Source organism: Stagnihabitans lacustris (assembly GCF_025950525.1).
GTDB lineage: Bacteria > Pseudomonadota > Alphaproteobacteria > Rhodobacterales > Rhodobacteraceae > Stagnihabitans.
On record NZ_JAPDGS010000007.1, the window covers coordinates 1 to 23558 of the forward strand.

Genomic DNA, 23558 nt, shown 5'->3' on the forward strand with positions numbered 1-23558 from the left:
CGGAATTCGTCTTCGGTCAGCGAGCCATCCAGCCGCCGTTCCACCTGAGAGGTGAACTGCGCCACGCGGGAGGCGATGAAGGCTTCGTCGAATTCGGAATAGGAATACATGGCTTGCCTCTTTGGCGCGGGCTTTTGGGGAGATCCCGGGGTATGGGCCCCGGGCTAAGCGGATGTTCGGGTCGTGCCGGATGAGAACCCGGGGCTTGCGCGACGCTGCGTAGCCCGGGGTATACCCCGGGTTTATGTCAGATCGACCTGTTTGCCATGGGCATAGTTCGACGGGCCACGGGTGCGGAACTCTTCGCGGAAATGGGTGGGTTCGGGACCCTTCGCGCCGGGACGCGCATCGGCAAGGTAGGGGCCCACGACATACAGCGGCTGCTTGGCGGCAAGGGCCAGGAATTCGGCGGCCCGGGTCTCGTCCTCCAACAGCGCGGCTTCGTGGTGATGGGGCGTCCATTCGCCTGCCGCGTTCAGATAGACCACATCGCCTTCGCGCAGGCGGTTGGCGGTGACGACTTTGGGGGTGAAACGGCGGCTCATGGCAGGGCCTCTTGCAAGGAGAAGGACAGGGCTTCGCGGGGCGCGAGGCCGTAAAGGATGACGGCGGGGCCCGTGGCGCGGCTTGCTGCCTCGGGCAGGGTGGCCAGCGTGGCGGCAATCACGCGCTGATCGGGGCGCGAGACGTTTTCGACCAGCGTCACCGGGGTGGCGGGATCGGCGCCATGCATCATCAGGCGGCCCTGGACGAAGCGGGCGGATTTCTTGCCCATATAGATCGCCGCGACCTGACCCACGGCGGCCAGACCATGCCAATCCTGTTCGGCAAAGCCCGCCATGTCATGACCGGTGACAATCCGCACTTGGGCATTGCGACCGCGCCGGGTCAGGCTTTGCCCGATCTCGGCGGCGGCGACCGTGCTGGCGGTCAGGCCGGGCAGGATGGTGAAGGCAAGGCCATGGGCCTCTAGCGCCTCGATTTCCTCGTCCAGACGGCCAAAGATGCCGCAATCCCCCGCCTTCAGCCGCGCAACCCGCAGGCCGGCCCGGGCGTGCAGGATCAGCGCCGCATTGATCTCGGCCTGGGGGGTGTGGGCGCCAAAGCCCTCTTTGCCCATGTCGATCTTTTGCGCCGTGGTGGGGATCAGCGCCAGGATTTCGGGCCCGACCAGCCGGTCATGGATCACCACATCCGCCGCCTGCAAGGCCGCCAAGGCCCCCAGCGTCAGATGCGCAGCCGCCCCCGGTCCGGCACCGATGAAGGTGACGGGCGACAGCGCGCGGGGGGGCAGGTCGGTCATGGGCAGTCCCAAGGTTTCGCGGCGGCTTCTGTTGCGGCGGTATATAGAATAATTTCCCGGGCCTGCGCCATAGGCTCTGGACAATAAGGAAGTTCGTTTACTAGAGGTTTGCGGGCAGAATACGGTTCCGTGAAACCGGGGGGATTTGGAATGGCTGCCCAAGTGGACGAGTTGGACCGCAAGATCCTGGCCGAATTGCAGGTCGATGCCGAGCAGAGCCTGGACGAGATCGCCCGCAAGGTGGGATCGTCCAAGACGCCGGTCTGGAACCGGATCAAGCGGATGCGCGAGGCCGGGATCATCAAGCGCACCACGGCGATTTGCGACCCCGAGGGGCTGGGGTTGGAGGCCTGTTTCTTTGTCCTGGTGCGGACCTCGGAACATGAGTTGGGCTGGGAGAAGCGGTTCCTGGATGTCGTGCGTCGCCGCCCAGAGGTGCTGGAGGCGCATCGGCTGGCAGGCGACGTCGACTATATCCTGAAGGTCTGGGTGAAAAACGCCCGCGCCTATGACGCCTTTTACCAGGCGCTGATTGCCGAGGTGAAGATCTATAACGTCACGGCTTTGCTAAGCATGGAAGAGATCAAGATGACGACCGCGCTGCCCCTGTGAACGGCGCCTTTGCGGTGCTGTCGCAAGGTGGGTGTTTCGGCCAAATTGAAAGCAGCGGGTGTGTTTGTGCCGTGCGCAAGGGAGTATTTGGGCAAGTATGAAAGGGCGCGTCTGGGGTGATCCGTGCAGGCGGGGGGGCTTTCAGGTGGGGTTGGGCCTGGCGGCACGTGCCCATGGCGCCGGAAGGTGGCCTTTCAGGTGAGCCTTGCGCCTTGGCCGGTTGATTTGACTATGAAATCCAGCGTGGCATCGGCCAGGCTATCCAGCATCTCGGCGCCCTGGGTCGCGTTGAAGGAATGATCCATCTCGGCGATCCAGGATTGGTGCGGCCCCTTGTGGGCGGCCAGGTAAAGGTCGGCGGCCTGGGGGGCCACGGCCTCGTCCCGGGTGCCATGGGCCACGAAAAGCGGGCCGGGGTAATGGGCGACTTCCTCGGTCGGGCGGTTGTTCATCACGCCCTGGAAATAGGGGCGCTTCAGATGCACGGTCTTGCCCCAGGACAGGTCGACACGGTGCGGCCCGGGCTCGGCCAGGCCGCGCTGAAGCCCATCCGCCCCCAAAAGCCCGGCGAAGCTTTCGCGCGGATCGGCCACGGCGGCCCAAAGTGCGGTGGCGCGTGGTTTGTGGCTGCGGCCGGCGAAAGAGGCCGCGACCAGGCCGCCCTGGCTCCAGCCCAGCACGGCCAGGGGGGTGACGCGGGGGTCGTCCTCCAGCGCGGCCCAGGCGGCATGGGCATCGGCAATCTGGGATTCGTAAGTCGTATCGGCGAAATCGCCGTCAGAGCCGCCGCCAAGGAAGCTGCTGCCGCGGAAGTCGATGCGGAAGGAGGCCATGCCGCGCGCGGCCCAGCGGCGGGCGGTGCGGGAAAAGACGCCCTCACCCACTCCCGCGATCACCTGTTCGTCGCGCGACCCGGTAAAGCCATGCAGCATCAGCACGCAAGGCGCGGGCCCGCCCTGGGGCAGGCACAGCGTCCCTTGCAGGCGTTGGCCGGCCACGGTGGTGTTCAACAGCGTCTCGATCATTCCCATTTCCCTGAAAAACCCTCGGGGACCAACACATGGTCGCGCCCGAAATCCCGCGCCTGTTGCACCCCGCACAAAGCCAAAGTCGTGTCCATTTCCTTGTGGATGACGCTCAGGGCCTCGGTCACGCCCTGTTGCCCCATCGCGCCCAGCCCATACAGAAAGCTGCGGCCGATGAAGGTGCCATCGGCGCCAAGGGCCAGCGCCTTCAGCACGTCCTGGCCCGAGCGGATGCCGCCGTCCAGAAAAACCTGGGTCCGCCCCGCCACGGCCTGAACGATGCCCGGCAGCGCGCGGATGGTCGACAGCGCGCCATCCAGTTGCCGCCCGCCGTGGTTCGACACCAGGATCGCATCGGCCCCCACATCCAGCGCCGCAAGCGCGTCTTCGGGGTCAAGGATGCCCTTCAAGATCACCTTGCCGCCCCATTTGTCGCGCAGTTTGCGCACCTTGTCCCAGTCCAGCCGCGGGTCCAGGTTCTTGTTCGACCAATCGTTCAAAGCCTGCAGCGAATGGACCCCCTTGGCATGGCCCACCACGTTGCGAAAGGTCCGGCGATGGGTCCCCAGCATCTGCAGCGACCAGCGCGGATGCAAAGCCATATCCAGCAGGTTGCGCGGCGTCAGCTTGGGCGGGGCGGTCAAGCCGTTCTTGATGTCCTTGTGGCGTTGCCCCAGGATCTGCAGGTCCAGCGTGATGACCAGCGCATCACACCCCGCTTTGCGTGCCCGTTCGATCAGGCCATCGACGAAATCTTCGTCCTGCATGACGTAAAGCTGGAACCAGAAGGGGGCGCGGGTCGCCTCGGCCACGTCCTCGATCGAACAGATGGAAAAGGTCGACAGGGTGAAGGGCACGCCGAAATCGCGGGCGGCCAGCGCGGCCTTGATCTCTCCGTCCGCCGCTTGCATCCCGCAGGACCCCACAGGCGACAGCGCCACCGGCATCACCGGCATCCGGTCCAGCATCGGCATGGCGGTGCTGCGGCCCGACAGGTCGCGCGCCACGCGTTGTCGCAGGCGGATGCGGGCAAAGTCGCTTTCGTTGTCGCGCCAAGTTTGTTCGGTGTAACTGCCGCTTTCGCAATAGTCCCAGAACATCCGCGGCACGGCGCGGCGGTGCATCTGGCGCAGGTCTTCGATACAGGTGATCGGCGGCATCACAGGGCTTTCGCAAAACGGCGGTCGGGGACGATCCAGAGCGCGGCCACCAGGGCCACGATCCCCAGCGCCACAAAGGGCTGAAAGGTCGAGACCACCAGCGCCCCAAGGTAAAGCGCAAAGGACACCTTGTCCTTGACCCCCTTGGCGATGGCCCGAGCAAAGGCGCTGTCACGGCCATGCTGGGTCAAAAGCGCCACCTCCAGCAGCAGATAGGACAGGGCGCATAGCAACAGGTCCAGGCAATAGACGAAGACCGTCACCGGGGCGAAGTCGTTTTCCCCCATGAACCCCGTGGCAAAGGGCAAAAGCGACAGCCAGAACAACAGGTTGAGGTTCGCCCACAGCACCCAGCCGCCGACATGAGAGACGGCGTGGAACATGTGGTGATGGTTGTTCCAATAGATGCCGACGTTCACGAAGGACAGGGCATAGGACAAAAAGACCGGCAGCAGGGGCAGCAGGGCTGACATGTCATGGCCATGCGGGATCTTCAGCTCCAGCACCATGATCGTGATGATGATGGCGATGACGCCGTCCGAAAAGGCCTCGATCCGTCCCTTGGTCATGCGGCACCCCCGAGGACCAGATTGACCGGGAAGGCGTGGTTAATCAAGCCTCTCTACCGCGGTGATCCTTGCGGCCTGGCCCATCAGGATTGCGCCCTGTTTCACGGTCCAGATCGTCGCCCTGATGCGGAACCGCCGCCCCTCGGTTGATATCCTTATGCCGCGGTAGTCGCTGACAAAGCCCCGGTCCGCGGCCTCGGCCAAATAGCGGCTGCGGTCGCTTTGGATCGAAGGGTCGTCCTCGGCGGACAGGCGCGAGGGCAGGGCGGTGAAGCGCGCCCAATCGGTCTCCCACAGGTCCAGAGCCGCCGGATTGGCCCAGCGAAAGACCGGGTCGGCCTGGGTGCCATGGGAGACGATGGGGCAGGGGTCCTGCCAGGGTGAAATCACACCCCCCGTCAGCGCCAGATGGCTTGCGGCCAGGATCGCCGCATAGCCGGGGTCCGGATCAGCCCCCGTTTCACCCTTTGTGCGCGCCATCGGCCAGCGATTTGACAAAGGCCAGGACCTCGGCCGCGGATTTGCCCTCGCCGATCTGCTTGACGATGGCAGAGCCCACGACACAGCCATCGGCAATCGCAGCGATAGATTGCGCGCTTTCGGGGGTGTTGATGCCAAAGCCCACGATGACCGGCAGGTCGGTCGACCGCTTGATCCGGGCGACTTCGGGGGCCACGTCCTCGGGGCGGGCGGCGGCGGCCCCGGTGATCCCGGTGATCGAGACGTAATAGACGAAACCAGAGGTGTTCTGCAGCACCTTGGGCAAGCGTTTGTCATCGGTCGTGGGGGTGGCCAGCCGGATGAAGTTCAGCCCGGCCTTTTGCGCGGGGATGCACAGTTCGTCGTCCTCTTCGGGCGGCAAGTCGACGATGATCAGCCCGTCGATCCCGGCCGCCTTGGCCTGGGTCAGGAAAAGGTCCACACCGCGCGAATAGATCGGGTTGTAGTAGCCCATCAGCACGATGGGCGTCGTGTTGTCACCCGTCCGAAAGGCGCGCACCAGGGCCAGCGTCTTGTCCAGCGTCATGCCGCCTTCCAGCGCGCGTTGACCGGCCAGCTGGATCGTCGGGCCATCGGCCATCGGATCGGTGAAGGGCAGGCCCAGTTCAATGACATCGACCCCAGCGCCCGGCAGGCCCTGCATCACGGCCAGGGTCGTGGCCTCATCGGGGTCGCCCGCCATGATATAGGTGACGAAGGCCTTTTTCCCCGCAGCCTTCAGGCTGGCGAATTTGGCGTCGATTCGGGTCATGATTGGCCTCCCAATGGTCTTTGGCCACAGGGTTTGCACGCGGGCGACGCGAAAGGCAAGGCGCAGGCGGGCTTGACCCGCAGCGCCCGCGCGCCTATTGCGCGGGGCAACAGCGGGACAAAGGGGAATGTGATGGGTTTCAAGATGGGGATCGTGGGTCTGCCGAATGTCGGCAAGTCGACGCTGTTCAACGCGCTGACCCGGACGGCGGCGGCCCAGGCGGCCAATTTCCCCTTTTGCACGATCGAGCCCAATGTGGGCGAAGTGGCCGTCCCCGATGCGCGCCTGGACGTGTTGGCGGGGATTGCCGGGTCCAAGACCATCATCCCGACGCGCATGACCTTTGTCGATATCGCGGGCCTCGTGCGCGGCGCGTCCAAGGGAGAGGGCCTGGGCAACCAATTCCTTGCCAATATCCGCGAATGTGACGCCATCGCCCATGTGCTGCGCTGCTTTGAAGACGGCGACATCACCCATGTCGAGGGCCGCATCGACCCGGTCGCCGACGCCGAGACCATCGAAACCGAATTGATGCTGGCCGATATGGAAAGCATCGAACGCCGCCTGACCGCCTTGGGCAAAAAGCTGCGCGGCGGCGATCAGGACACGTTGGACCAAGATCGGCTGTTGCGCGCCGCTTTGGCCGTGCTGAACGAGGGCAAGCCCGCGCGGACCGTGAAGGTGGCCGAGGACGATCAGCGCCTCTGGCGGCAGTTGATGCTTTTGACCTCCAAGCCGGTGCTGTTCGTCTGCAACGTCGAAGAGGCCAAGGCCGCGACGGGCAATTCTCAGTCCGACCGCGTGGCGGAGATGGCGCGGGCGCAAGGCGCGGGGACCGTTGTAATCTCGGCCCGGATCGAAGAAGAACTGGCCCAGATGCCCGCCGACGACGCGGTGATGTTCCTGGAGGAAATGGGCCTGCACGAGGCGGGTCTGGATCGCCTGATCAAGGCGGGCTATGCGCTGTTGGGCCTGCAGACCTATTTCACCGTGGGCCCGAAAGAGGCCCGCGCCTGGACGATCACCAAGGGGACGCTGGCGCCGCAAGCCGCTGGCGTGATCCATGGCGATTTCGAGAAGGGCTTCATCCGGTCGGAAACCGTGGGCTATGACGACTACGTGGCCGGCAAGGGCGAAGCGGGCGCCAAGGAGGCCGGCAAGTTCCGTGTCGAAGGCAAGACCTATGAGGTCAAGGACGGGGATGTGTTGCACTTCCTGTTCAACGCGTAAGCGGTGGGGTGAAGCGCACCCTACGAGGTGACGCGGCCGCTCCGATGGGGCGGCCGTTTTGGTTTGCGGCGGCGTACATTGGGACTTAGCCTTCGTCCGAAGTTCATTTGAGGAGAGAGCCATGCAGCGTTCAGGCGGGATGGTGCATTGGGCCTTTCAAATCACGGCTGAATTGGCACGAGGCGTCGGGCGATACCTTTTCTTGGTGTTCTTCCTGATCTCGCTCTCTTTGAATCTCGCTTTCTGGATCGGCGGAGAGGTTGCCTCCGCTGTCGGGAACGGCATTTCCGCGATAAGCGGGATCGACCTGCCCAGCACCCGGGCCGCAAAGGCAGAGGTCAAGCTGGCCCAGGCCACGGCACGCGAGGCCCGCATCGCCGAGAAGCTGGCAGCCAGCACCGTGCGAGAGGCGCGCCTGACCAAAGCCCTCGCGCTGCAGACGCTCAAGGCCAAGGAATACTATGGCAAGCTCGTCGCCCGTCACATCGAGTTGCGTCAAGTCAGGGCGGAACTTGCCGTGGTGTCGCGAGCCTGGCTTAGGGCACGGGAGGTGGTTCTGCGTTTCGGGACGGTGGCGCGGCGGCAAATGGCGCGTTGGGCGGGTGACAAGTTGTCTTCGCTGGTCGGCAAGGCGATTCCCTATGCAGGAACGGCGGTCGCGGTGGCCGATGTCGGGCTCGACTTGGCGATGACTTGTGATCTGATGAAAGAGTTGGACTCGCTTCAGCTGGCGCTTGTGCCGACCGAAGCGACGGGAGCCGAGACGAGCAAGGTCTGCGGCATGAAGGTGCCGAGCGTGGACGAAATCTGGCAGATGGTGAAGTCCAGCCCGGCGCGGGCCTGGGAGGCGTCACAGGCCGTGCTGACCTCCTTGCCAGTCCAAATGCCCGACCTTCCGAATATTTCCTGGCCGGATATCGCGCTCCCTGACTTGTCGATGCCGGAGGTCAACTGGCCCGACTGGCTGCCGCAACCTTAAGTCCTGTCTTGCCTCGCCGCCCGCGTAGTTTGCGCTTTAGCGCACCGCTCACCCCCCCGCGCCGCCCACCGTCAGCCCGCCGATCATCAGCGTCGGTTGCCCCACCCCAACCGGCACCCATTGCCCGGCCTTGCCGCAATTGCCGATGCCGGGGTCCAGCGACAGGTCATTGCCAATCGCCCGGATGCCCTTCAAGGCCGTCGCCCCATCCCCGATGAGGGTGGCGCCCTTGACCGGAGCCCCGATGACGCCGTTCTTCACGCGGTAGGCCTCGGTGCAGGAGAAAACGAACTTGCCATTGGTGATATCCACCTGGCCGCCGCCGAAGCCGACCGCATAGATGCCGTCTTTCAGCGAGGCCACGATGGCTTCGGGCTCTTCGTTCCCGGACAGCATATAAGTGTTCGTCATCCGCGGCATCGGGATATGGGCGTGGCTCTCGCGCCGCCCGTTCCCGGTGGGGCGAACCCCCATCAGCCGCGCATTTTGGCGGTCTTGCATATAGCCCACCAGAATCCCGTCCTCGATCAGAACATTCTTCGCCGAGGGCGTGCCCTCGTCATCGACCGAAATCGACCCCCGCCGATCCGGGATCGTGCCGTCGTCCAGCACCGTCACGCCCTTCGACGCAATCCGCTGCCCCAAAAGCCCCGCAAAGGCCGAGGTCCCCTTGCGGTTGAAATCGCCCTCCAGCCCGTGACCGATGGCCTCGTGCAGCAAGATCCCCGGCCAGCCCGGCCCCAGGACCACATCCATCGCCCCCGCAGGCGCAGGCACCGCGCCAAGGTTGACCACCGCGATCCGCAACGCCTCACGCAGTTGCGCCTGCCAGAAGGCGGGCTCCATCAGTTGCAACAACCCATGGCGCCCGCCCGCCCCGGTGCCGCCCTGTTCGCGGCGGCCGGCCTCTTCGACCACGACCGAGACATTCAGCCGCGCCATCGGACGGAAATCGCTGACAAGGCCGCCCTCGGGGCGCAGGATCACCACCTCTTGCACGCCCGCCGAAATGGTCGCCGACACCTGGATCACGCGGGGGTCCAAAGCGCGGGCATAGGCGTCGATCTCTTTCAGGATGTCGATCTTGGTGGCAAACACCGCGTCCTCCATCGGGTCGCGGTCGCCATAAAGCTTCACATTCGTCCCCGGAGGCGCCGCAGCCAGCACACCGCCGCCCGCCCCCACCGCCAGCCGCGCGGTTCCCACGGCGCGGCGCAAAGCGGCCTCCGACACCTCGGTCGCATGGGCGTAACCGGCCACCTCGCCGCGCACAGCGCGCAGGCCGAACCCTTCGGAGGCATCATAGCTGGCCGTCTTGATCCGCCGGTCATCCAGCACCAAAGCCTCTGACCGGCGGCGTTCCAGGAAGAGTTCGCCATCATCCGCCCCCGCCACGGCCTCGCGCAGAAGGGCCAGGGCGGCGCCCTCGTCAAGATGGGTCTCGAAAGGGCGGAAGGGGGCTTCGGTCATGATCTGGGGCTTTCCATGGCGGGGCAGATGCGGCCCCTTTGACCTCATAGCTAGGGGGGCCGGGGGAAAACCGCAAGGCATGGGGAAAATGGGCTGGATTTCAAGGCGCAGCGCCCCACGTTTCGCTTGCCCCCAAAGCGGCGATATGGTTTCACCACTTCGGGAAAGAGTTGGATTCTGTCCGTCAGGGGCAGGGTCCCAAGAGGCGGCGAAAGCGCCGCGCAGGGAACGGGAATTTGATATGAGCTTCAAGACCTCGCTTCGCGGGAAGTTCTTTGGCGGTATGGCCTTCGGTGCTTTGGCCGCAAGTGCTTTGGCCCTGAGCGCCGGCGGCGCCTTTGCCCAGGCGCTGGAAAAGATCGGCGTGCCGGTGCCCATGGGCACCGCCTTCCAACCCGCCGCTACCCCTGTCGCCGTCCAGGCCCAGGCGCTGGAACACATGGTCATGTGGATCATCGGCGCCATCACGGTCTTTGTCTGCGGCCTTCTGCTGTGGGTCATCGTCCGGTTCAACGCCAAGGCGAACCCGACCCCGGCCAAGTTCACGCACAACACGCCGCTGGAAGTGGCATGGACCCTGGTTCCGATCCTGGTTCTGGTGTTCATCGGCTCTTTCTCGTTGCCGGCGCTGTTCAACCAGGTCGAGATCCCCGAGGCCGATTTGACCGTCAAGGTCACGGGCAACCAGTGGTATTGGTCCTATGAATACCCCGATGCCGGCGTCGCCTTCGACTCCGTGCTGCTGGAGCGGGATCAACTGGAGGCCGCGGGCTATGCGCAGTCCGACTACCTGCTGGCGGTCGACAACGCCCTGGTGGTTCCGGTCAACAAGATCGTCAAGGTCGAGATGACCGGCGCCGATGTGATCCATGCCTGGGCCGTTCCGGCCTTTGGCGTGATGCACTCGGCCGTTCCGGGCCGTCTGGGCGAGACCTGGTTCCAGGCGACGCAAGAGGGCATCTATTTCGGCCAATGCACCACGCTGTGCGGCCAAGGCCATGCCTATATGCCCATCGCGGTCAAGGTTGTCTCGGAAGAGGCCTATGCCAAATGGGTCGAGGGCGCCAAGGGCGGCAACTACCAGCTGGCTTCGAACTGAGCCTTTGAACATTTTGGGCAGGCCCCTCCGCACGGGGGGCCTGTCGTCTTGAAGGGGCCAAGCCATGACCGACACCCAGATCGACACGTCCGCCGAACCCGGCGCGAATGACTTCCTGCAGCTGTTGAAGCCGCGGGTCATGTCGCTGGTGGTCTTTACTGCCTTGGTCGGGCTGATCGTGGCGCCGGTGCATCTGGCGCCGGTGACGGGGTTCACCGCCATCCTGTTCATCGCGCTGGGGGCAGGGGCCTCGGGCGCGCTGAACATGTGGTGGGATGCCGATATCGACGCGGTGATGAAGCGCACCGCCCGCCGCCCGATCCCGGCAGGCAAGGTCGCCCCCGGTGAGGCTTTGGGCTTTGGCATGGCGCTGTCGGCCATCTCGGTCGTGATGCTGTGGCTGGCGACCAATGCCCTTGCGGCGGCCTTGCTGGCCTTTACGATCTTTTTCTATGTCGTCGTCTATTCGATGTGGCTGAAACGCTCGACGCCGCAGAACATCGTCATTGGCGGCGCGGCCGGGGCCTTTCCGCCGATGATCGGCTGGGTGGCCGCGACCGGAAGCATCTCGGTCGAGGCTTGGCTGATGTTCGCGCTGATCTTCGTCTGGACGCCGCCGCATTTCTGGTCGCTGGCCCTGTTCATGAACGCCGATTACGACGCGGCCAAGGTGCCGATGCTGACGGTCACGCATGGCAAGAAGGTGACGCGCAATCATATCCTGGCCTATACGCTGATCCTGGCGCCGCTGGCGCTGGCGCTTGGTTTCACCTCGATCGGCGGGTGGGTCTATCTGGCGACCTCGGCCGTGCTGAACGCGGGCTTTATCCTGGGCGCGGTGGCCATCTGGCTGCGCAACGAGGATCAGGCCGGCGCCGACCGCTACAAGACCGAAAAGCGGGTCTTCACCTTCTCTCTGGCTTATCTTTTCCTTCACTTCGGCGCGCTTATGGTCGAAGCGATGCTGCGGGGTCTGGCATGAGTTTCTTCAAACCCGAACACGAAATCCACCGCCGCCGGTTCAGCCGGAACCTCGGTCTTGCCGTGGCCCTTGGCGGCTTCGTGATCCTGTCCTTCTTCCTGACGGTGGAAAAGGTGACGCAGGGCAATCCGATGAAGGCGATCCGCGGCGAAGGCCATGCGGTCGCCCCCGAAGATGCCGCCCTGCAGGGAAGCAACTGATGGACCGCAGGAACCGCACGGCAGGCTGGCTTGCGCTTGTGGCCCTGGTCATGGTCTCGTTGTCCTTTGCCGCGGTGCCCTTCTACCGCTGGTTCTGTCAGGTGACGGGCTTTGGCGGCACGACCGCCGTGTCCGAGGTCGCCCCCTCTGAGGTGTTGGATCAGACGATCCGCATCCGCTTTGATGCCTCCAAGGAACGCGATATGCCCTGGGTCTTCAAACCCGTGCAGCGCGTGATGGAGATCCGGATCGGCGAAACCGGACTGGCCTTCTATGAGGCGACCAACACCGCCGATCACCCGGTGGCGGGGCAAGCGAGCTATAACGTCACCCCCGACCAGGCGGGCGGCTATTTCACCAAGATCGAGTGTTTCTGCTTTACCGAACAGGTGCTTCAGCCTGGCCAGACGGTGCAGATGCCCGTGACCTTCTATGTCGATCCCGAGATCGCCCGCGACCGCGAGGCGAAATTCATTCCCGAGATCACCTTGTCCTATACTTTCCACCAAATTCCGCTGCCCGAGGCCGAGGCGTCGCTTGCGCCTGCCGCCCCGAAGCCGGTAAACTGATACCCAGAAGATACGAGGGAGCCCGAAGCGATGGCCGACCACGCCAAGAACCACGATTACCACATCCTGCCGCCCTCGGTCTGGCCCTTTGCCAGCGCCCTGTCGGCCTTCGTCATGCTTTACGGCGCGGTCGTGTGGATGAACCACGGCGGCGAGCGCGGCACGCCCTTTGTCATGCTGGCGGGCTTTGTCGGCGTCTTGTTCTGCATGTATGGCTGGTGGTCCGCGGTGGTCCACGAGGCCAACACCGGCGATCACACGCCTGTGGTGCGGATCGGGCTGCGCATGGGCTTCATCATGTTCATCATGTCGGAAGTCATGTTCTTTGCCGCCTGGTTCTGGACCTTCTTCAAGCACCGCATGTATCCGATGGAACCCATCGTCGATGCCGATGGCAATGCGGTCTGGCCGGCCTCGCCGATCATCGACGGCGTCTGGCCGCCGGTCGGGATCGAGACCTTTGACCCCTGGCACCTGCCGCTGATCAACACGCTGATCCTGCTGTGTTCCGGGGCTGCGGCGACTTGGGCGCACCATGCGCTTGTGCATGACAACAACAACCGTCAGGACATCAAGAACGGCCTGTGGCTGGCGATCATCCTGGGCGGGGTGTTCTCGTTCTTCCAGGCCTATGAATATTCCCATGCGGCCTTTGGCTTTGCCGGGAATGTCTATGGCGCCTCGTTCTTCATGGCGACGGGCTTTCACGGCTTTCACGTCTTTATCGGGACGATCTTTTTGGCGGTTTGCCTGATCCGGACCTATAAGGGCGACTTCACGGCCGAGCAGCATGTCGGCTTTGAGGCGGCGGCCTGGTATTGGCACTTCGTCGATGTGGTCTGGCTGTTCCTTTTCGCCGCCGTCTATGTCTGGGGCCAGGGCTGAGGGATTGCGCCGGCTGACGCCGTCGCCCCACCGGGGGGCTGCCGCCCCCCGGACCCCCGCGCCAAAGGGGAGCACGCTCCCCTTTGGAAACCCCGTGGACAGTTTGAACAGATGAAATCGGGGCGCCTGGGATGGGCGCCCTTTGCTTTGGAGGAAAGATGCGGCGGGTGATCGGGCCTTTGGTCTTTGGTGTCGTGGGGGTCGCGATCTTGGTGTCATTGGGCACATGGCAGCTGCAGCGACTGGCGTTGAAAGAGGCCAAGATCGCCGAGATCGAGGCGATGATCGGCGCCGCCGCCGTGGCTTTGCCCGCGGTCGTGGGGCCCGGGGATCGCTACCGCGCCGTGACGGTTGCGGGGGTTCTGACGGGCGAGGCGGTCTACAAGCTGGACAGTTTGCGCGGTCAGGGGCCGGGGCGGCGGGTGATTGCGGTGCTGGAGACCGAGGGGCGGCGGGTCATGGTTGACCTTGGCATCTTGCCCGAGGGCGATACGGTGACGCTGGCGGGGCGCATCAGCCTGACTGGCAATCTGGACATGCCGCAAGAGACCGACAGCTACACGCCCGCGCCCGATGGGGACCTGTGGTTTGCCCGTGATGTTCCCGCGATGGCGGCGACGCTGAAGGCCGAGCCGACACTTATTGTCGCGGGTGGACCCGTTGTTGACGGGATTGTCGCGGTGCCGGTCGATACCTCCTCTATCCCCAATGACCACTGGAACTATGCTTTGACCTGGTTTTCGCTGGCCCTTGTCTGGTTCGTGATGACACTGGCGTGGATGTGGCGTATCAGGCGGCAAAACCAAAGGGCAGGATGATGCGCTATATCTCCACGCGGGGGCAGGCCCCGGTTCTGACGTTCGAACAGGCGATGATGACGGGCCTGGCGCGCGATGGCGGGCTTTATGTGCCCGAGGTGGTGCCGGTGTTCGCGCCCGAGACCTTTGCCGCCCTGGCAGGTCAGTCCTATGAGGACGTGGCCTTTGCCGTGATGAAGCCCTTCATCGGGGATACCTTCACCGATGCCGAGTTCCGCGGGCTTTTGACCCGGGCCTATGCGGGCTTTGGCCATGCCGCCCGCGCCCCCCTGGTGCAGATCGCGCCGAACCACTTCCTGCTGGAGCTGTTTCACGGCCCGACCTTGGCTTTCAAGGACTTCGCCATGCAGATCATCGGGCAGATGATGCAGGCGGCCCTGGCGCGGTCGGGCGAGCGGATCACCATTGTCGGCGCGACCAGTGGCGATACGGGCTCGGCCGCGATCGAGGCCTTCCGGGGCCTGGCGAATGTCGATGTCTTTATCCTGTATCCGCATGGTCGGGTGTCCGAGGTCCAGCGGCGCCAGATGACCACGCCGACGGAGGCGAATGTCCATGCCCTGGCGATTGACGGGTCGTTTGACGATGCCCAGGCGCGGTTGAAGGATATGTTCAACGACTTCGCCTTCCGCGATGGGGTGCGGCTGGCGGGGGTGAACTCGATCAACTGGGCGCGGGTGCTGGCGCAGGTGGTCTATTACGTCTATGCGGCGGTGAACCTGGGGGCGCCGGCGCGGAAGGTCAGTTTCACCGTGCCGACCGGGAACTTCGGCGATATCTTCGCGGGCTATATCGCGCGGAAGATGGGGTTGGCCATCGACCAACTGGTGATCGCCACCAACCACAATGACATCCTGGACCGTGCCATGCGCTCGGGGGACTACAAGACCGATGGCGTGCGGCCCTCGATCTCGCCTTCGATGGATATCGCGGTGTCGTCCAACTTTGAACGCGCGCTGTTTGATGCCTATGGCCGCGATGGGGCGGCCATCGACGCGCTGATGGGCGAGCTGAAATCCGGCGGCTTCCGGATTTCCCAAGGCGCGCTTTCGATGTTGCGCGCCACCTTTGCCTCGGGCCGCTGCTCCGAGGAAGAGACCCTGGCCACGATCCGCGCCACCCTGGCCAACAGCGGCCAGCTGCTGTGCCCGCATGGCGCGGTGGGGGTCAAGGTGGCCGAAGACCACATGGGCGCCCATGACGCAAACAGGGGCCCGATGGTGACTCTGGCCACCGCCCATCCCGCGAAATTCCCCGATGCGGTGGAACAGGCCTCGGGCATCCGTCCGCCCCTGCCGCCGCGCATGGCCGACCTTTACCAGCGCCCTGAAAGGGTGACGCTGGTTCCCAACGATCTTCAGGCGCTGATGGCGCTGGTGCGTGAAAGGATTGCGATTTGACCGTCAGGCTCACGACGCTGGACAATGGCCTTCGGGTCGTGACCGAGGATATGGCGGGGCTGAAATCGGCCTCGGCGGGGATCTGGGTCCAGGCGGGCGGGCGGCACGAGGCGCCGCAGCAAAACGGCATCGCGCATTTCCTGGAGCATATGGCCTTCAAGGGCACGGCGCGGCGGTCGGCCCTGCAGATCGCCGAAGAGATCGAGGATGTCGGCGGCTATATCAACGCCTATACCTCGCGCGAGACGACGGCCTATTACGCCCGGGTTCTGCAAGAGGATGTCGGCCTCGCGCTGGATGTGGTGGGCGATATCGTCCTGAACCCGGCCTTCCACGAAGCCGATATCGAGACCGAGCGCCATGTGATCTTGCAAGAGATCGGCCAGGCGCTGGACACGCCCGATGACATCGTCTTTGACTGGCTGCATGAGGCGTCTTATCCCGATCAGGCCTTTGGCCGCACGATCCTGGGGCCGGAGGAACGCGTGGGCGCCTTTGGGCGTGGCGACCTTCAGGGCTTTGTCGGCCAGCATTACGCGCCGGGCAACATGATCCTGGCGGCGGCGGGTGCGGTCGATCATGACGCGGTGGTGAAACAGGCCGAGACGATGTTTGCGGGCCTTGCCGCGCGTCCGGGGCAGGGGTTTGAACCGGCGCGCTTTTCGGGCAGCGAACGCCGCGAGGTCAAGGACCTGGAGCAGGTCCATTTCGCCATGGCCTTCGACAGCCCAGGCTACCGCGACCCGATGGTTCATGCGGCGCAGGTCTATGCGATGGTGATGGGCGGCGGCATGTCCTCGCGGCTGTTCCAGAAAATCCGCGAAGAGCGCGGCCTGTGCTATTCGATCTTCGCTCAGGCCGGCGCCTCCGAGGATGCGGGCCAGATCACGCTCTATGCCGGCACGTCGGAGGACGAGATCGGCGATCTGGTCGCGCTGACGGTGGACGAGATGAAACGTGCGGCCGAGGATATGACCGAGGCAGAGGTGGCGCGGGCCAGGGCGCAGCTGAAGGCCGGGATGCTGATGGGGCTGGAATCGGCCTCTTCGCGTGCCGAACGCATCGCGCGGCTTTTGGCGATCCATGGCCGTGTGCCCGGCGTCGAAGAGGTCGTGGCCAAGATCGACGCGGTCAACCTCGGCGATGTCCGCGCCTTTGCCGAACGTCTGACCACGGCGCCTGCGGCCCTGGCGCTTTACGGTCCCGTCGCGGCGGCGCCGGGGTTGGACGCGATCCGCGAGAGGTTGCGGGCCTGATGTTTGGCCTGCGCCGCAAGCTGGCCATCCAGACCGAGCGCATGGTGCTGCGCCTGCCGGTCCATGGCGACTGGCGCGGCTGGGCGCAGGTCCGCGAGGCCAGTGCGGCGCATCTGATCCCCTGGGAGCCGGTGCGGTCGGAAGACCACCTGAGCCGCAAGGCATTCACCAACCGCGTCTATTGGGCGGCCCGCGCCGAGGCGCAGGGCACGGCGCTGGCGCTGATGTTGGTGCGGCGCGGGGATCAAAGGCTGATGGGCGCCATCACGCTGGACAATATCCGCCGCGGCCCGGTGCAATCGGGGTCTCTGGGCTATTGGATCGGTGCGGAATTCGCCCGCCAAGGTTACATGCGCGAGGCGATCACCGGCATGGTGCATCACGCCTTCACCGCCCTGGACCTAAGCCGGATCGAGGCCGCCTGTCTGCCGGAAAACGCGGCCTCTCGTGGGGTGCTGGAAAGCTGCGGCTTCAAATACGAGGGCGTGGCGCAAAGCTATCTGCAGATCAACGGGCGCTGGCGCAATCACGTGCTTTACGCGAACCTGCGCCATGACCGGCGCGGGCGGACCGAGATTGGCTAAGAGGGATTGCGCCCGGGCTTTCGCCCGGTCGCCCCACCGGGGGGCTCATGCCACTTGTTTCTCGAACCAGTGGCGAAACAAATGGCATACCCCCCGGACCCCCCGCTTCAAGGGGCGCCATGCCATTGGTTTTTTGAACCAATGGCGAAACCAATGGCAAAGCCCTTGAAAATCCCCGTGGATATTTGGGTCAGTATGAAAGACATGTCGTGACAGGTTCTTTGAAAGACAGGCCATGACGGAGGTTTTCGTTCTGCTGTTGCGCGGGGTGAATGTCGGGGGCGTGCGTCTGCCCATGGCCGATTTCCGCGCCTTTCTGGTGGATCTTGGGCTGGAGAGCGTGGCCAGCCATATCCAATCCGGCAATGCAGTCTTTCGCGCAAAGGCCGGTGCGACCGAGCCTCTTGCCGCCACGATCAGCGCAGGCCTGCTTGCCCGCTTTGGCCTTGATCTTGCTGTCTTCCTTTACCCTTTGGCGGAGTATCAGGCGATCCTGGCCGCCTGTCCCTGGCAGGCCGAAGGGGCGCAGGACGGGGCCAAGGTCCATGTCGTCTTTCACCGCGCCGTGTTGAGTGCCGTGTTGGGCGGGGCGCTTTCGGCCCATGCGGTCGAGGGCGAGGGGCTGACCGCCGCTCCCGGTGCGCTTTACCTGCATCTGCCGCATGGCATGGGGCGGTCCAAGCTGGCCCTTCAGGTCCCGCGCCACCTGAAGGGCGACCAGACGGCGCGCAACTGGCGCACCTGCCTTGCGCTGCTGGAAATGGGGCGCGATCTGGAGGGCGAATTGGAAGGCGGCCTCACGCAAGGGTGAACGCCGCCGCCGTCCGCGCATGGCAGGATGGGCCATGCGCTGGATGGCCGCCCTTGTCCTGATGACCGCACCCGCTTTGGCGCAATCCGATTGCATTGCGCTGTCCGGGCTGAAGCCCCAGGTGATCCCCGCCACCTATGCGCCGGAAAAGGGCGTGGCGATCCGCTATCTGGATCACGCGATGTTCGCGCTGACGCTACCGGGCGGGCTGATGGCGGTGACGGATTACAACGGAGATATCGGCGATACGGTGCCGGGTGTGGTGACGATGAACCACTATCACGACACGCATTTCACCCCGACCCCCGACCCGCGCATCCCTTTGGTCGTGCCCGGTTGGGGAAGCTTTGGCCAACCCGCCGCCGTGGACATCGACCTTGGCCCCTTGCGGCTGCGCAATGTCACCACCGACACCCGCGGCCCCTTTGGCGAGGGGGGCGCGCAGGACGGCAATTCGATCTTCATCTTCGAGGCCGAGGGGCTGTGCATCGTCCATCTGGGCCACCTGCATCAGGCCTTGTCGCCCGCCAAACGCGCCATGATCGGACGGGTCGATGTGCTGATGGCCCCGGTCGATGGCGGCTATACGATGAGCCAGGATGCCATGGCCGCCGAAATCCGCGCGCTGCATCCGCGCATCATCCTGCCGATGCACTGGTTCTCTGAGGCCGGGCTTGCGGGCTTTCTGGCCGCCATGCCAGACCTGCCCGTGACGCGCTTGCCCGGCCCGGATCTGGTCGTGACCCGCGAGACACTGGGAGAGCCGCGCATCATCATCTTGTCGCCCGCCCTTTTCCCGCCGGGGGATTAAGGGTAAAAGGCGCCATGCTGAACCCTTGCTCTCCTGATTTCGTGGCCAGCCTTGCGGCGCGCCTTCCCGACATCCTGACCGCGCCCGAGCCGCGCTGGCTGGAGGAACCGCGCGGCAAATGGCCGGGTCAGGCCGGCGCCGTGGCGCGTCCGCGCAGCACCGCGGAGGTGGCCGAGGTGGTGCGCGCCTGTGCCGCCGCGCGCGTGGGCATCGTGCCCTGGGGCGGCGGGACGGGGCTGGTGGCGGGGCAGGTCATGGGCGATGGCCCCTTGCCCCTGGTCCTCTCGCTGGAGCGGATGAACCGGACCCGCGGTGTCTATCCATCGGAAAACGTGATGCTGGTCGAGGCGGGGATGACGCTTTCCGAGGTCCATGCCGCGGCCGAGGCGGTCGACCGGGTCTTTCCCCTGTCGCTGGCCAGCCAGGGCACGGCGCGCATCGGGGGCAACCTTGCGACCAATGCGGGCGGGGTGAATGTGGTCCGCTATGGCAATGCGCGCGACCTGTGTCTGGGGCTGGAGGTCGTGATGGCCGATGGCACGATCTGGGACGGGCTGCGGCGGCTGCGCAAGGACAACACCGGCTATGACCTGCGGGGGCTGATGATCGGGTCCGAGGGCACGCTTGGGGTGATCACGGCGGCGTCCTTGCGGCTTTTCCCCCGGCCGCGCGCCGAGGGGGCCGCGCTGTTGGTCGTGCCCGGCCCGGCCGAGGCCTTGCAACTTCTGGCGCTGGCCCAGGACCAGGTCGGCCCGGGGCTTTCGGCCTTCGAGCTGATCTCGGGTCAAGGGCTGGACTTCCTGGCCCAGACCATGCCGCAGATCCGCCAGCCCTTTGCCGATCGGCCCGACTGGATGGTGCTGGTCGATCTGGGCCTGACCCAAGACACCGAGGCCGCGCTTTTGACGCTGTATGAGGCGGGGGCCGAAGCGGGGCTGGTGCTGGACGGGATCATTGCGCAATCCTCGGCGCAGAGGGCGGCCTTGTGGGACCTGCGCGAGACGATCCCGCTGGCCAACCGCGCGATCGGGGCGATTTCCAGCCATGACATCTCTTTGCCGCTGTCCGAAATCCCGGGCTTCATTCCTGCGGCGACAGCGGCCTTGCAGGCGGTGGCGCCCTTCCGGATCAATTGCTTTGGCCATCTGGGGGATGGCAACCTGCATTTCAACGTCTTCCCACCCGAGGGGCGAAAAGCCTCCGAGTTCAAGGCCTTGTCTGGTGAAGTTCAGGAATTGGTTCACCAGATGACGGTGGATCGTGGCGGGTCCTTCAGTGCGGAACATGGCGTGGGGCGGCTGAAGGTCGCCGACGTGGAACGCTGGGGGGAGCCTGCGAAACTGGCCGCCATGCGCGCGATCAAAGCGGCGCTGGACCCCTTGGGGATCATGAACCCCGGTGCCGTTCTGAGATCATGACCGCGGCGCCGCAAGAACCTGATGCCTGGCTTTTGCGATTGACCTTTGCCCTGATGGTGGCCGCGGCAGGGGCCCTGGTGGCCCTGACCTATGAGATGACGGCCAACTCCGGGGATCCGACCGAGGTGAAACTCTGGATCGCGGGCTGGACAGGGGCAGGCGGGGGGATCCTTGCTGTGGCCATGTCCGGCTGGATCGGCCGCTCGGGGCCTGGCGGTTGGAGCAGGGCTTTGGCGGCGGCGTGGCTCTGTTCGGTCTTTGGAGGCTTCGTCGGCGGAACGATGCTGGCCCCGGGGATCGGTTCGGTCATCGGTGCTGTGATTGGGGCCTTGTTCTTCGTCTGGCCGCCGATGCTTTTTGTCTGGGCCTTGGGCTTTTTGTCGTTCAGGGGGCGGCAGTCAGCTGTCGGACCTGGTTGGGGCGCCGATCGGAGCTGTAGCCTGTGGAGTTGCAGCCTCTGGGGCTCTGCCGACTGGACCGTTGCGCCCTTGCCTCGGCCCGTGGTCCTGCCGACTGTGGGGGTGTCCTGCCGACTGTGCCGATAGCGCTCAAGGTGGGATGTTGAGCTGCCGACTGTGGGGTCATCCCTGCGGGGGCCGTCTGGCGACCAGGTCCTGACCCATCAGTCGGCGGGGCGACGTCAGGCCTTGGGGCGCTGGCGGCGCAGTCGGCAGAGCCAGCCTTGACGCACAAGCCAAAAAACCGCACGCCCTGCCGGATATGCCGACAGGGCGCTGGGGTGGGTAGGTGGGTCACGTGTTGCAAGCAGCGCCCGTCCGGGTGGGTAATCCCGGATGCCCAATGACTATTCCGATTCGGGTTACTGATTGGTTAACGAACGCGCCCCCCTCCCCGGAAACTGGTAAATTTCGTCGTAAACCTTAGGTTTCGGCGGTGCCATGGCCCGCCAGCCCCTCAACAGCCAGCCCCGCAACCGCCAGCCCCGCAACCGCAAGGCCTGAGCCCGCAAGGCCTGAGCCCGCACATGGCAGTCGCCTTGGGGGGCAAGGCGCGCCCGGGCCTGAACAGATGGGCCGCTAAAGCCCCTCGAAGGCACATAGCGCGTGAACTTCCATCCCCATCGCCTCAAGCCGGCGCCTGCCGCCAAGGTCGGGCAGGTCGATCACGAAGGCGCAGCCCACGACCACGCCGCCCAGCCGCTCGATCAGCTTGATCCCGGCCTCGGCCGTGCCCCCGGTGGCCAGAAGGTCATCGACCAAAAGCACCCGCTCGCCGGCCATCAGCGCGTCGTCATGAACCTCGACCACCGCTTCGCCATATTCCAGCTGATAGGCCTCGGAGATCACCGCGCCCGGCAGCTTGCCCTTCTTGCGGATCGGCACAAACCCGGTCGAGAGCTGATGGGCCACGGCCCCGCCCAGGATGAAGCCCCGCGCCTCAAGCCCCGCGACCTTGTCGATGCGCGACCCGGCATAGGGCGCCAAAAGCTGGTCGACCGCCATGCGAAACCCGCGCGGATCGGAAAACAGCGTGGTCACATCGCGAAACAAGATCCCCTCATGCGGGAAGTCGACGATGGTGCGGATATAGTCCTTGACGGTCTTCACTCGGTTTCCTTTTGCGGTTCGCGATGCTTTTACCAAAGCGGTAGCTGACAGAACATGAGCCAGATTTTCGCGAACCGCGACACAAAGTCCGGTATCCTGCCCAAAAAAATTTTGGAGCCGAAGAGGCTGTGGGGGAGGATTGCGATTGCCGAACCTTTCACTGTCAAGCTAAAGTGAGGGACGAGAAAAGAGGCACACTATGTTGATGACTCGTCTGCCGCATTTCGTGCGCGAAAACTATGAATGCCACGAGTGGAAGCACGCCAGCGCCATCTTGTCCCAAGATTTCCAACATGAATGGTCCGATCTGATGGACCTCTTGACCGTCTTGCGCCTGCGCAAATCGTGGATTGTGAAGGGCGGCGGCAATAAATCGCAGCTGGCTGTTTTCGTCGACGAGTTTCTCTCGGATCGGGGGTGGCGGGAAAAGCAGTTTCAGACGGCCATCGAGGTGGACGGCTACAGAATAGATTCACCGACCCACAAGGTAGATTGCTTCAAAAACAAGGTCGCCCTCGAGCTTGAATGGAACAACAAGGACCCGTTTTTTGACAGGGACCTGAACAACTTTCGGCTGCTCTTTGACTTGCGCGCGGTCAGCGTCGGTGTGATCCTCACCCGGTCCGATGAGCTGCAAGACATCTTTAACCAACTTGGACGAGGATCGTCCTATGGCATGTCGACGACTCATATGTCAAAGCTACTGCCTCGGATCGAGGGTGGCGGGGGTGCTGGGTGTCCGCTTTTGGTCTTCGGGATCCGAAGTGCGCTCTTCGTCGATGACATGGGCGAAGAGATTGAGGATAAGGCATGATGACCGCCGCTGACGACTTTTTGCATCGCGCAGGACAGACCAAGTTCCGCACTATCCTCGCGGACCCTCCTTGGCAGTTCGAGAACCGGACGGGCAAGATGGCTCCCGAACATAAGCGCCTGTCGCGATATCCGACGATGACCCTGCAAGAGATTTGCGACCTGCCCGTGGCCCAGGTCGCTGCGGACCCTGCACATCTATACATGTGGGTGCCGAATGCGCTTTTGCCTGAAGGTCTGAAGGTCATGGAGCGCTGGGGATTTTCCTACAAAAGCAACATCATCTGGTATAAAATCCGCAAGGATGGCGGGCCAGATCGGCGTGGTGTGGGTTTTTACTTTCGCAATGTGACCGAGGTCTTGCTTTTTGGCATCAGGGGCAAAAACGCTAGAACTGAGCAGCTTGGCCGGACGCAAGAGAACATCATTTCATCGCAAAAGCGAGAACACAGCCGCAAACCGGACGAGCAATATCCGCTCATAGAAGGGTGCAGCAAAGGGCCGAGGCTTGAAATGTTCGCGCGCGGTCCCCGCCTTGGGTGGACTGTTTGGGGTAATCAGGCGGACGAGTATACGCCGACTTGGGACACGTATTCCAATCACTCGCAGGCGGCAACTGAGTTGGCGGCGGCCAAGATAGTCGCCACCTGAGCGCATGGGCGTGGTCAGGGAGCTCAACTGGAAGCGGGCACTCAATGCCTGAGACGCGCCCCTAAGCTATCGCTGGTCAAGTCTGCGCGCAGT

At 64.4% G+C, this 23558-nt stretch carries 27 protein-coding genes; 18 read left to right on the forward strand and 9 right to left on the reverse strand.

Annotation, left to right across the window (positions count from 1 at the left end; all coding sequences use genetic code 11):
* Window positions 1-242 precede the first annotated feature (242 nt).
* Window positions 243-545: a DUF2849 domain-containing protein gene (locus NX862_RS15300; protein WP_264494803.1), complete on the reverse strand. Its 303-nt coding sequence runs from the start codon at window positions 543-545 to the stop codon at window positions 243-245.
* A complete protein-coding gene (cobA, locus tag NX862_RS15305; RefSeq protein ID WP_264494804.1) occupies window positions 542-1303 on the reverse strand; it encodes a uroporphyrinogen-III C-methyltransferase in 762 nt (253 codons plus the stop codon). The genes NX862_RS15300 and cobA overlap by 4 nt, the downstream gene beginning before the upstream one ends.
* Window positions 1304-1453: 150 nt before the next feature.
* On the opposite strand from cobA, the gene NX862_RS15310 reads away from it, so the two are divergent.
* Entirely contained in the window at window positions 1454-1915 is a 462-nt protein-coding gene (locus NX862_RS15310) for an Lrp/AsnC family transcriptional regulator (protein ID WP_264494805.1), read from the forward strand.
* Between the two features lie 194 nt (window positions 1916-2109).
* On the opposite strand, the gene NX862_RS15315 is transcribed toward NX862_RS15310, so the two are convergent.
* Genes NX862_RS15315 through trpA form a run of 5 tightly spaced genes read right to left on the reverse strand, consistent with a single transcriptional unit; the run spans window position 2110 to window position 5921 of the window.
* Window positions 2110-2940, reverse strand: coding sequence for an alpha/beta hydrolase family protein (locus tag NX862_RS15315; protein WP_264494806.1), 831 nt, complete (start codon window positions 2938-2940; stop codon window positions 2110-2112).
* Window positions 2937-4100 carry an alpha-hydroxy acid oxidase gene (locus NX862_RS15320; protein WP_264494807.1) on the reverse strand — a complete coding sequence of 388 codons (1164 nt, stop codon included), beginning with the start codon at window positions 4098-4100 and terminating at the stop codon, window positions 2937-2939. Before NX862_RS15320 ends, NX862_RS15315 begins: the two co-directional genes overlap by 4 nt.
* On the reverse strand, window positions 4100-4669 hold the full coding sequence (locus NX862_RS15325) for a TMEM175 family protein (protein WP_264494808.1): 570 nt from the start codon (window positions 4667-4669) through the stop codon (window positions 4100-4102). Before NX862_RS15325 ends, NX862_RS15320 begins: the two co-directional genes overlap by 1 nt.
* Window positions 4670-4708: 39 nt before the next feature.
* Window positions 4709-5149: an MEKHLA domain-containing protein gene (locus NX862_RS15330; RefSeq protein ID WP_264494809.1), complete on the reverse strand. Its 441-nt coding sequence runs from the start codon at window positions 5147-5149 to the stop codon at window positions 4709-4711.
* A complete protein-coding gene (gene trpA / locus NX862_RS15335) occupies window positions 5130-5921 on the reverse strand; it encodes a tryptophan synthase subunit alpha (RefSeq protein WP_264494810.1) in 792 nt (263 codons plus the stop codon). Before trpA ends, NX862_RS15330 begins: the two co-directional genes overlap by 20 nt.
* A 132-nt stretch (window positions 5922-6053) precedes the next feature.
* On the opposite strand from trpA, the gene ychF reads away from it, so the two are divergent.
* On the forward strand, window positions 6054-7151 hold the full coding sequence (ychF, locus tag NX862_RS15340) for a redox-regulated ATPase YchF (protein ID WP_264494811.1): 1098 nt from the start codon (window positions 6054-6056) through the stop codon (window positions 7149-7151).
* A 121-nt stretch (window positions 7152-7272) separates the two neighbouring features.
* Complete coding sequence (locus NX862_RS15345; protein ID WP_264494812.1) at window positions 7273-8130, forward strand: hypothetical protein; 858 nt, start codon at window positions 7273-7275, stop codon at window positions 8128-8130.
* Window positions 8131-8178: 48 nt separating this feature from the next.
* Here NX862_RS15345 and tldD read toward each other — a convergent pair whose 3' ends face one another.
* Window positions 8179-9600 (reverse strand): metalloprotease TldD, encoded by a 1422-nt coding sequence (tldD, locus tag NX862_RS15350; RefSeq protein ID WP_264494813.1) that lies wholly within the window; start codon window positions 9598-9600, stop codon window positions 8179-8181.
* A 241-nt stretch (window positions 9601-9841) separates the two neighbouring features.
* Between tldD and coxB the strand changes: the two genes are divergently transcribed.
* The 13 genes from coxB to NX862_RS15415 all read left to right on the forward strand — a co-directional run bounded on the left by coxB (window position 9842) and on the right by NX862_RS15415 (window position 20978).
* Window positions 9842-10699, forward strand: a complete 858-nt coding sequence (gene coxB, locus NX862_RS15355; RefSeq protein WP_264494814.1) for a cytochrome c oxidase subunit II — start codon at window positions 9842-9844, stop codon at window positions 10697-10699.
* A 64-nt stretch (window positions 10700-10763) separates the two neighbouring features.
* Complete coding sequence (cyoE, locus tag NX862_RS15360; protein ID WP_264494815.1) at window positions 10764-11681, forward strand: heme o synthase; 918 nt, start codon at window positions 10764-10766, stop codon at window positions 11679-11681.
* Window positions 11678-11881: a cytochrome c oxidase system small membrane protein gene (locus tag NX862_RS15365; RefSeq protein ID WP_264494816.1), complete on the forward strand. Its 204-nt coding sequence runs from the start codon at window positions 11678-11680 to the stop codon at window positions 11879-11881. The genes cyoE and NX862_RS15365 overlap by 4 nt, the downstream gene beginning before the upstream one ends.
* Window positions 11881-12450, forward strand: coding sequence for a cytochrome c oxidase assembly protein (locus tag NX862_RS15370; RefSeq protein ID WP_264494817.1), 570 nt, complete (start codon window positions 11881-11883; stop codon window positions 12448-12450). The genes NX862_RS15365 and NX862_RS15370 overlap by 1 nt, the downstream gene beginning before the upstream one ends.
* Window positions 12451-12480: 30 nt before the next feature.
* Window positions 12481-13335 (forward strand): cytochrome c oxidase subunit 3, encoded by an 855-nt coding sequence (locus tag NX862_RS15375; RefSeq protein ID WP_264494818.1) that lies wholly within the window; start codon window positions 12481-12483, stop codon window positions 13333-13335.
* Window positions 13336-13493: 158 nt separating this feature from the next.
* Complete coding sequence (locus NX862_RS15380) at window positions 13494-14153, forward strand: SURF1 family protein (RefSeq protein WP_264494819.1); 660 nt, start codon at window positions 13494-13496, stop codon at window positions 14151-14153.
* Entirely contained in the window at window positions 14153-15553 is a 1401-nt protein-coding gene (gene thrC, locus NX862_RS15385; RefSeq protein ID WP_264494820.1) for a threonine synthase, read from the forward strand. Before NX862_RS15380 ends, thrC begins: the two co-directional genes overlap by 1 nt.
* Complete coding sequence (locus NX862_RS15390; RefSeq protein ID WP_264494821.1) at window positions 15550-16809, forward strand: M16 family metallopeptidase; 1260 nt, start codon at window positions 15550-15552, stop codon at window positions 16807-16809. Before thrC ends, NX862_RS15390 begins: the two co-directional genes overlap by 4 nt.
* Window positions 16809-17393 carry a GNAT family N-acetyltransferase gene (locus tag NX862_RS15395; RefSeq protein WP_264494822.1) on the forward strand — a complete coding sequence of 195 codons (585 nt, stop codon included), beginning with the start codon at window positions 16809-16811 and terminating at the stop codon, window positions 17391-17393. The genes NX862_RS15390 and NX862_RS15395 overlap by 1 nt, the downstream gene beginning before the upstream one ends.
* A 235-nt stretch (window positions 17394-17628) precedes the next feature.
* Window positions 17629-18204: a DUF1697 domain-containing protein gene (locus NX862_RS15400; RefSeq protein WP_264494823.1), complete on the forward strand. Its 576-nt coding sequence runs from the start codon at window positions 17629-17631 to the stop codon at window positions 18202-18204.
* A 34-nt stretch (window positions 18205-18238) separates the two neighbouring features.
* On the forward strand, window positions 18239-19015 hold the full coding sequence (locus NX862_RS15405) for an MBL fold metallo-hydrolase (protein ID WP_264494824.1): 777 nt from the start codon (window positions 18239-18241) through the stop codon (window positions 19013-19015).
* Window positions 19016-19029: 14 nt separating this feature from the next.
* Window positions 19030-20433, forward strand: a complete 1404-nt coding sequence (locus NX862_RS15410) for an FAD-binding oxidoreductase (protein ID WP_264494825.1) — start codon at window positions 19030-19032, stop codon at window positions 20431-20433.
* Window positions 20430-20978: a hypothetical protein gene (locus NX862_RS15415; protein ID WP_264494826.1), complete on the forward strand. Its 549-nt coding sequence runs from the start codon at window positions 20430-20432 to the stop codon at window positions 20976-20978. Before NX862_RS15410 ends, NX862_RS15415 begins: the two co-directional genes overlap by 4 nt.
* 492 nt (window positions 20979-21470) lie before the next feature.
* On the opposite strand, the gene NX862_RS15420 is transcribed toward NX862_RS15415, so the two are convergent.
* Window positions 21471-22001 (reverse strand): adenine phosphoribosyltransferase, encoded by a 531-nt coding sequence (locus NX862_RS15420; RefSeq protein WP_264494827.1) that lies wholly within the window; start codon window positions 21999-22001, stop codon window positions 21471-21473.
* A gap of 199 nt (window positions 22002-22200) precedes the next feature.
* Between NX862_RS15420 and NX862_RS15425 the strand changes: the two genes are divergently transcribed.
* Both NX862_RS15425 and NX862_RS15430 read left to right on the forward strand, forming a co-directional pair.
* Complete coding sequence (locus NX862_RS15425) at window positions 22201-22815, forward strand: BglII/BstYI family type II restriction endonuclease (RefSeq protein ID WP_264494828.1); 615 nt, start codon at window positions 22201-22203, stop codon at window positions 22813-22815.
* Window positions 22812-23465 (forward strand): MT-A70 family methyltransferase, encoded by a 654-nt coding sequence (locus NX862_RS15430; RefSeq protein WP_264494829.1) that lies wholly within the window; start codon window positions 22812-22814, stop codon window positions 23463-23465. Before NX862_RS15425 ends, NX862_RS15430 begins: the two co-directional genes overlap by 4 nt.
* Window positions 23466-23558: the final 93 nt, after the last annotated feature.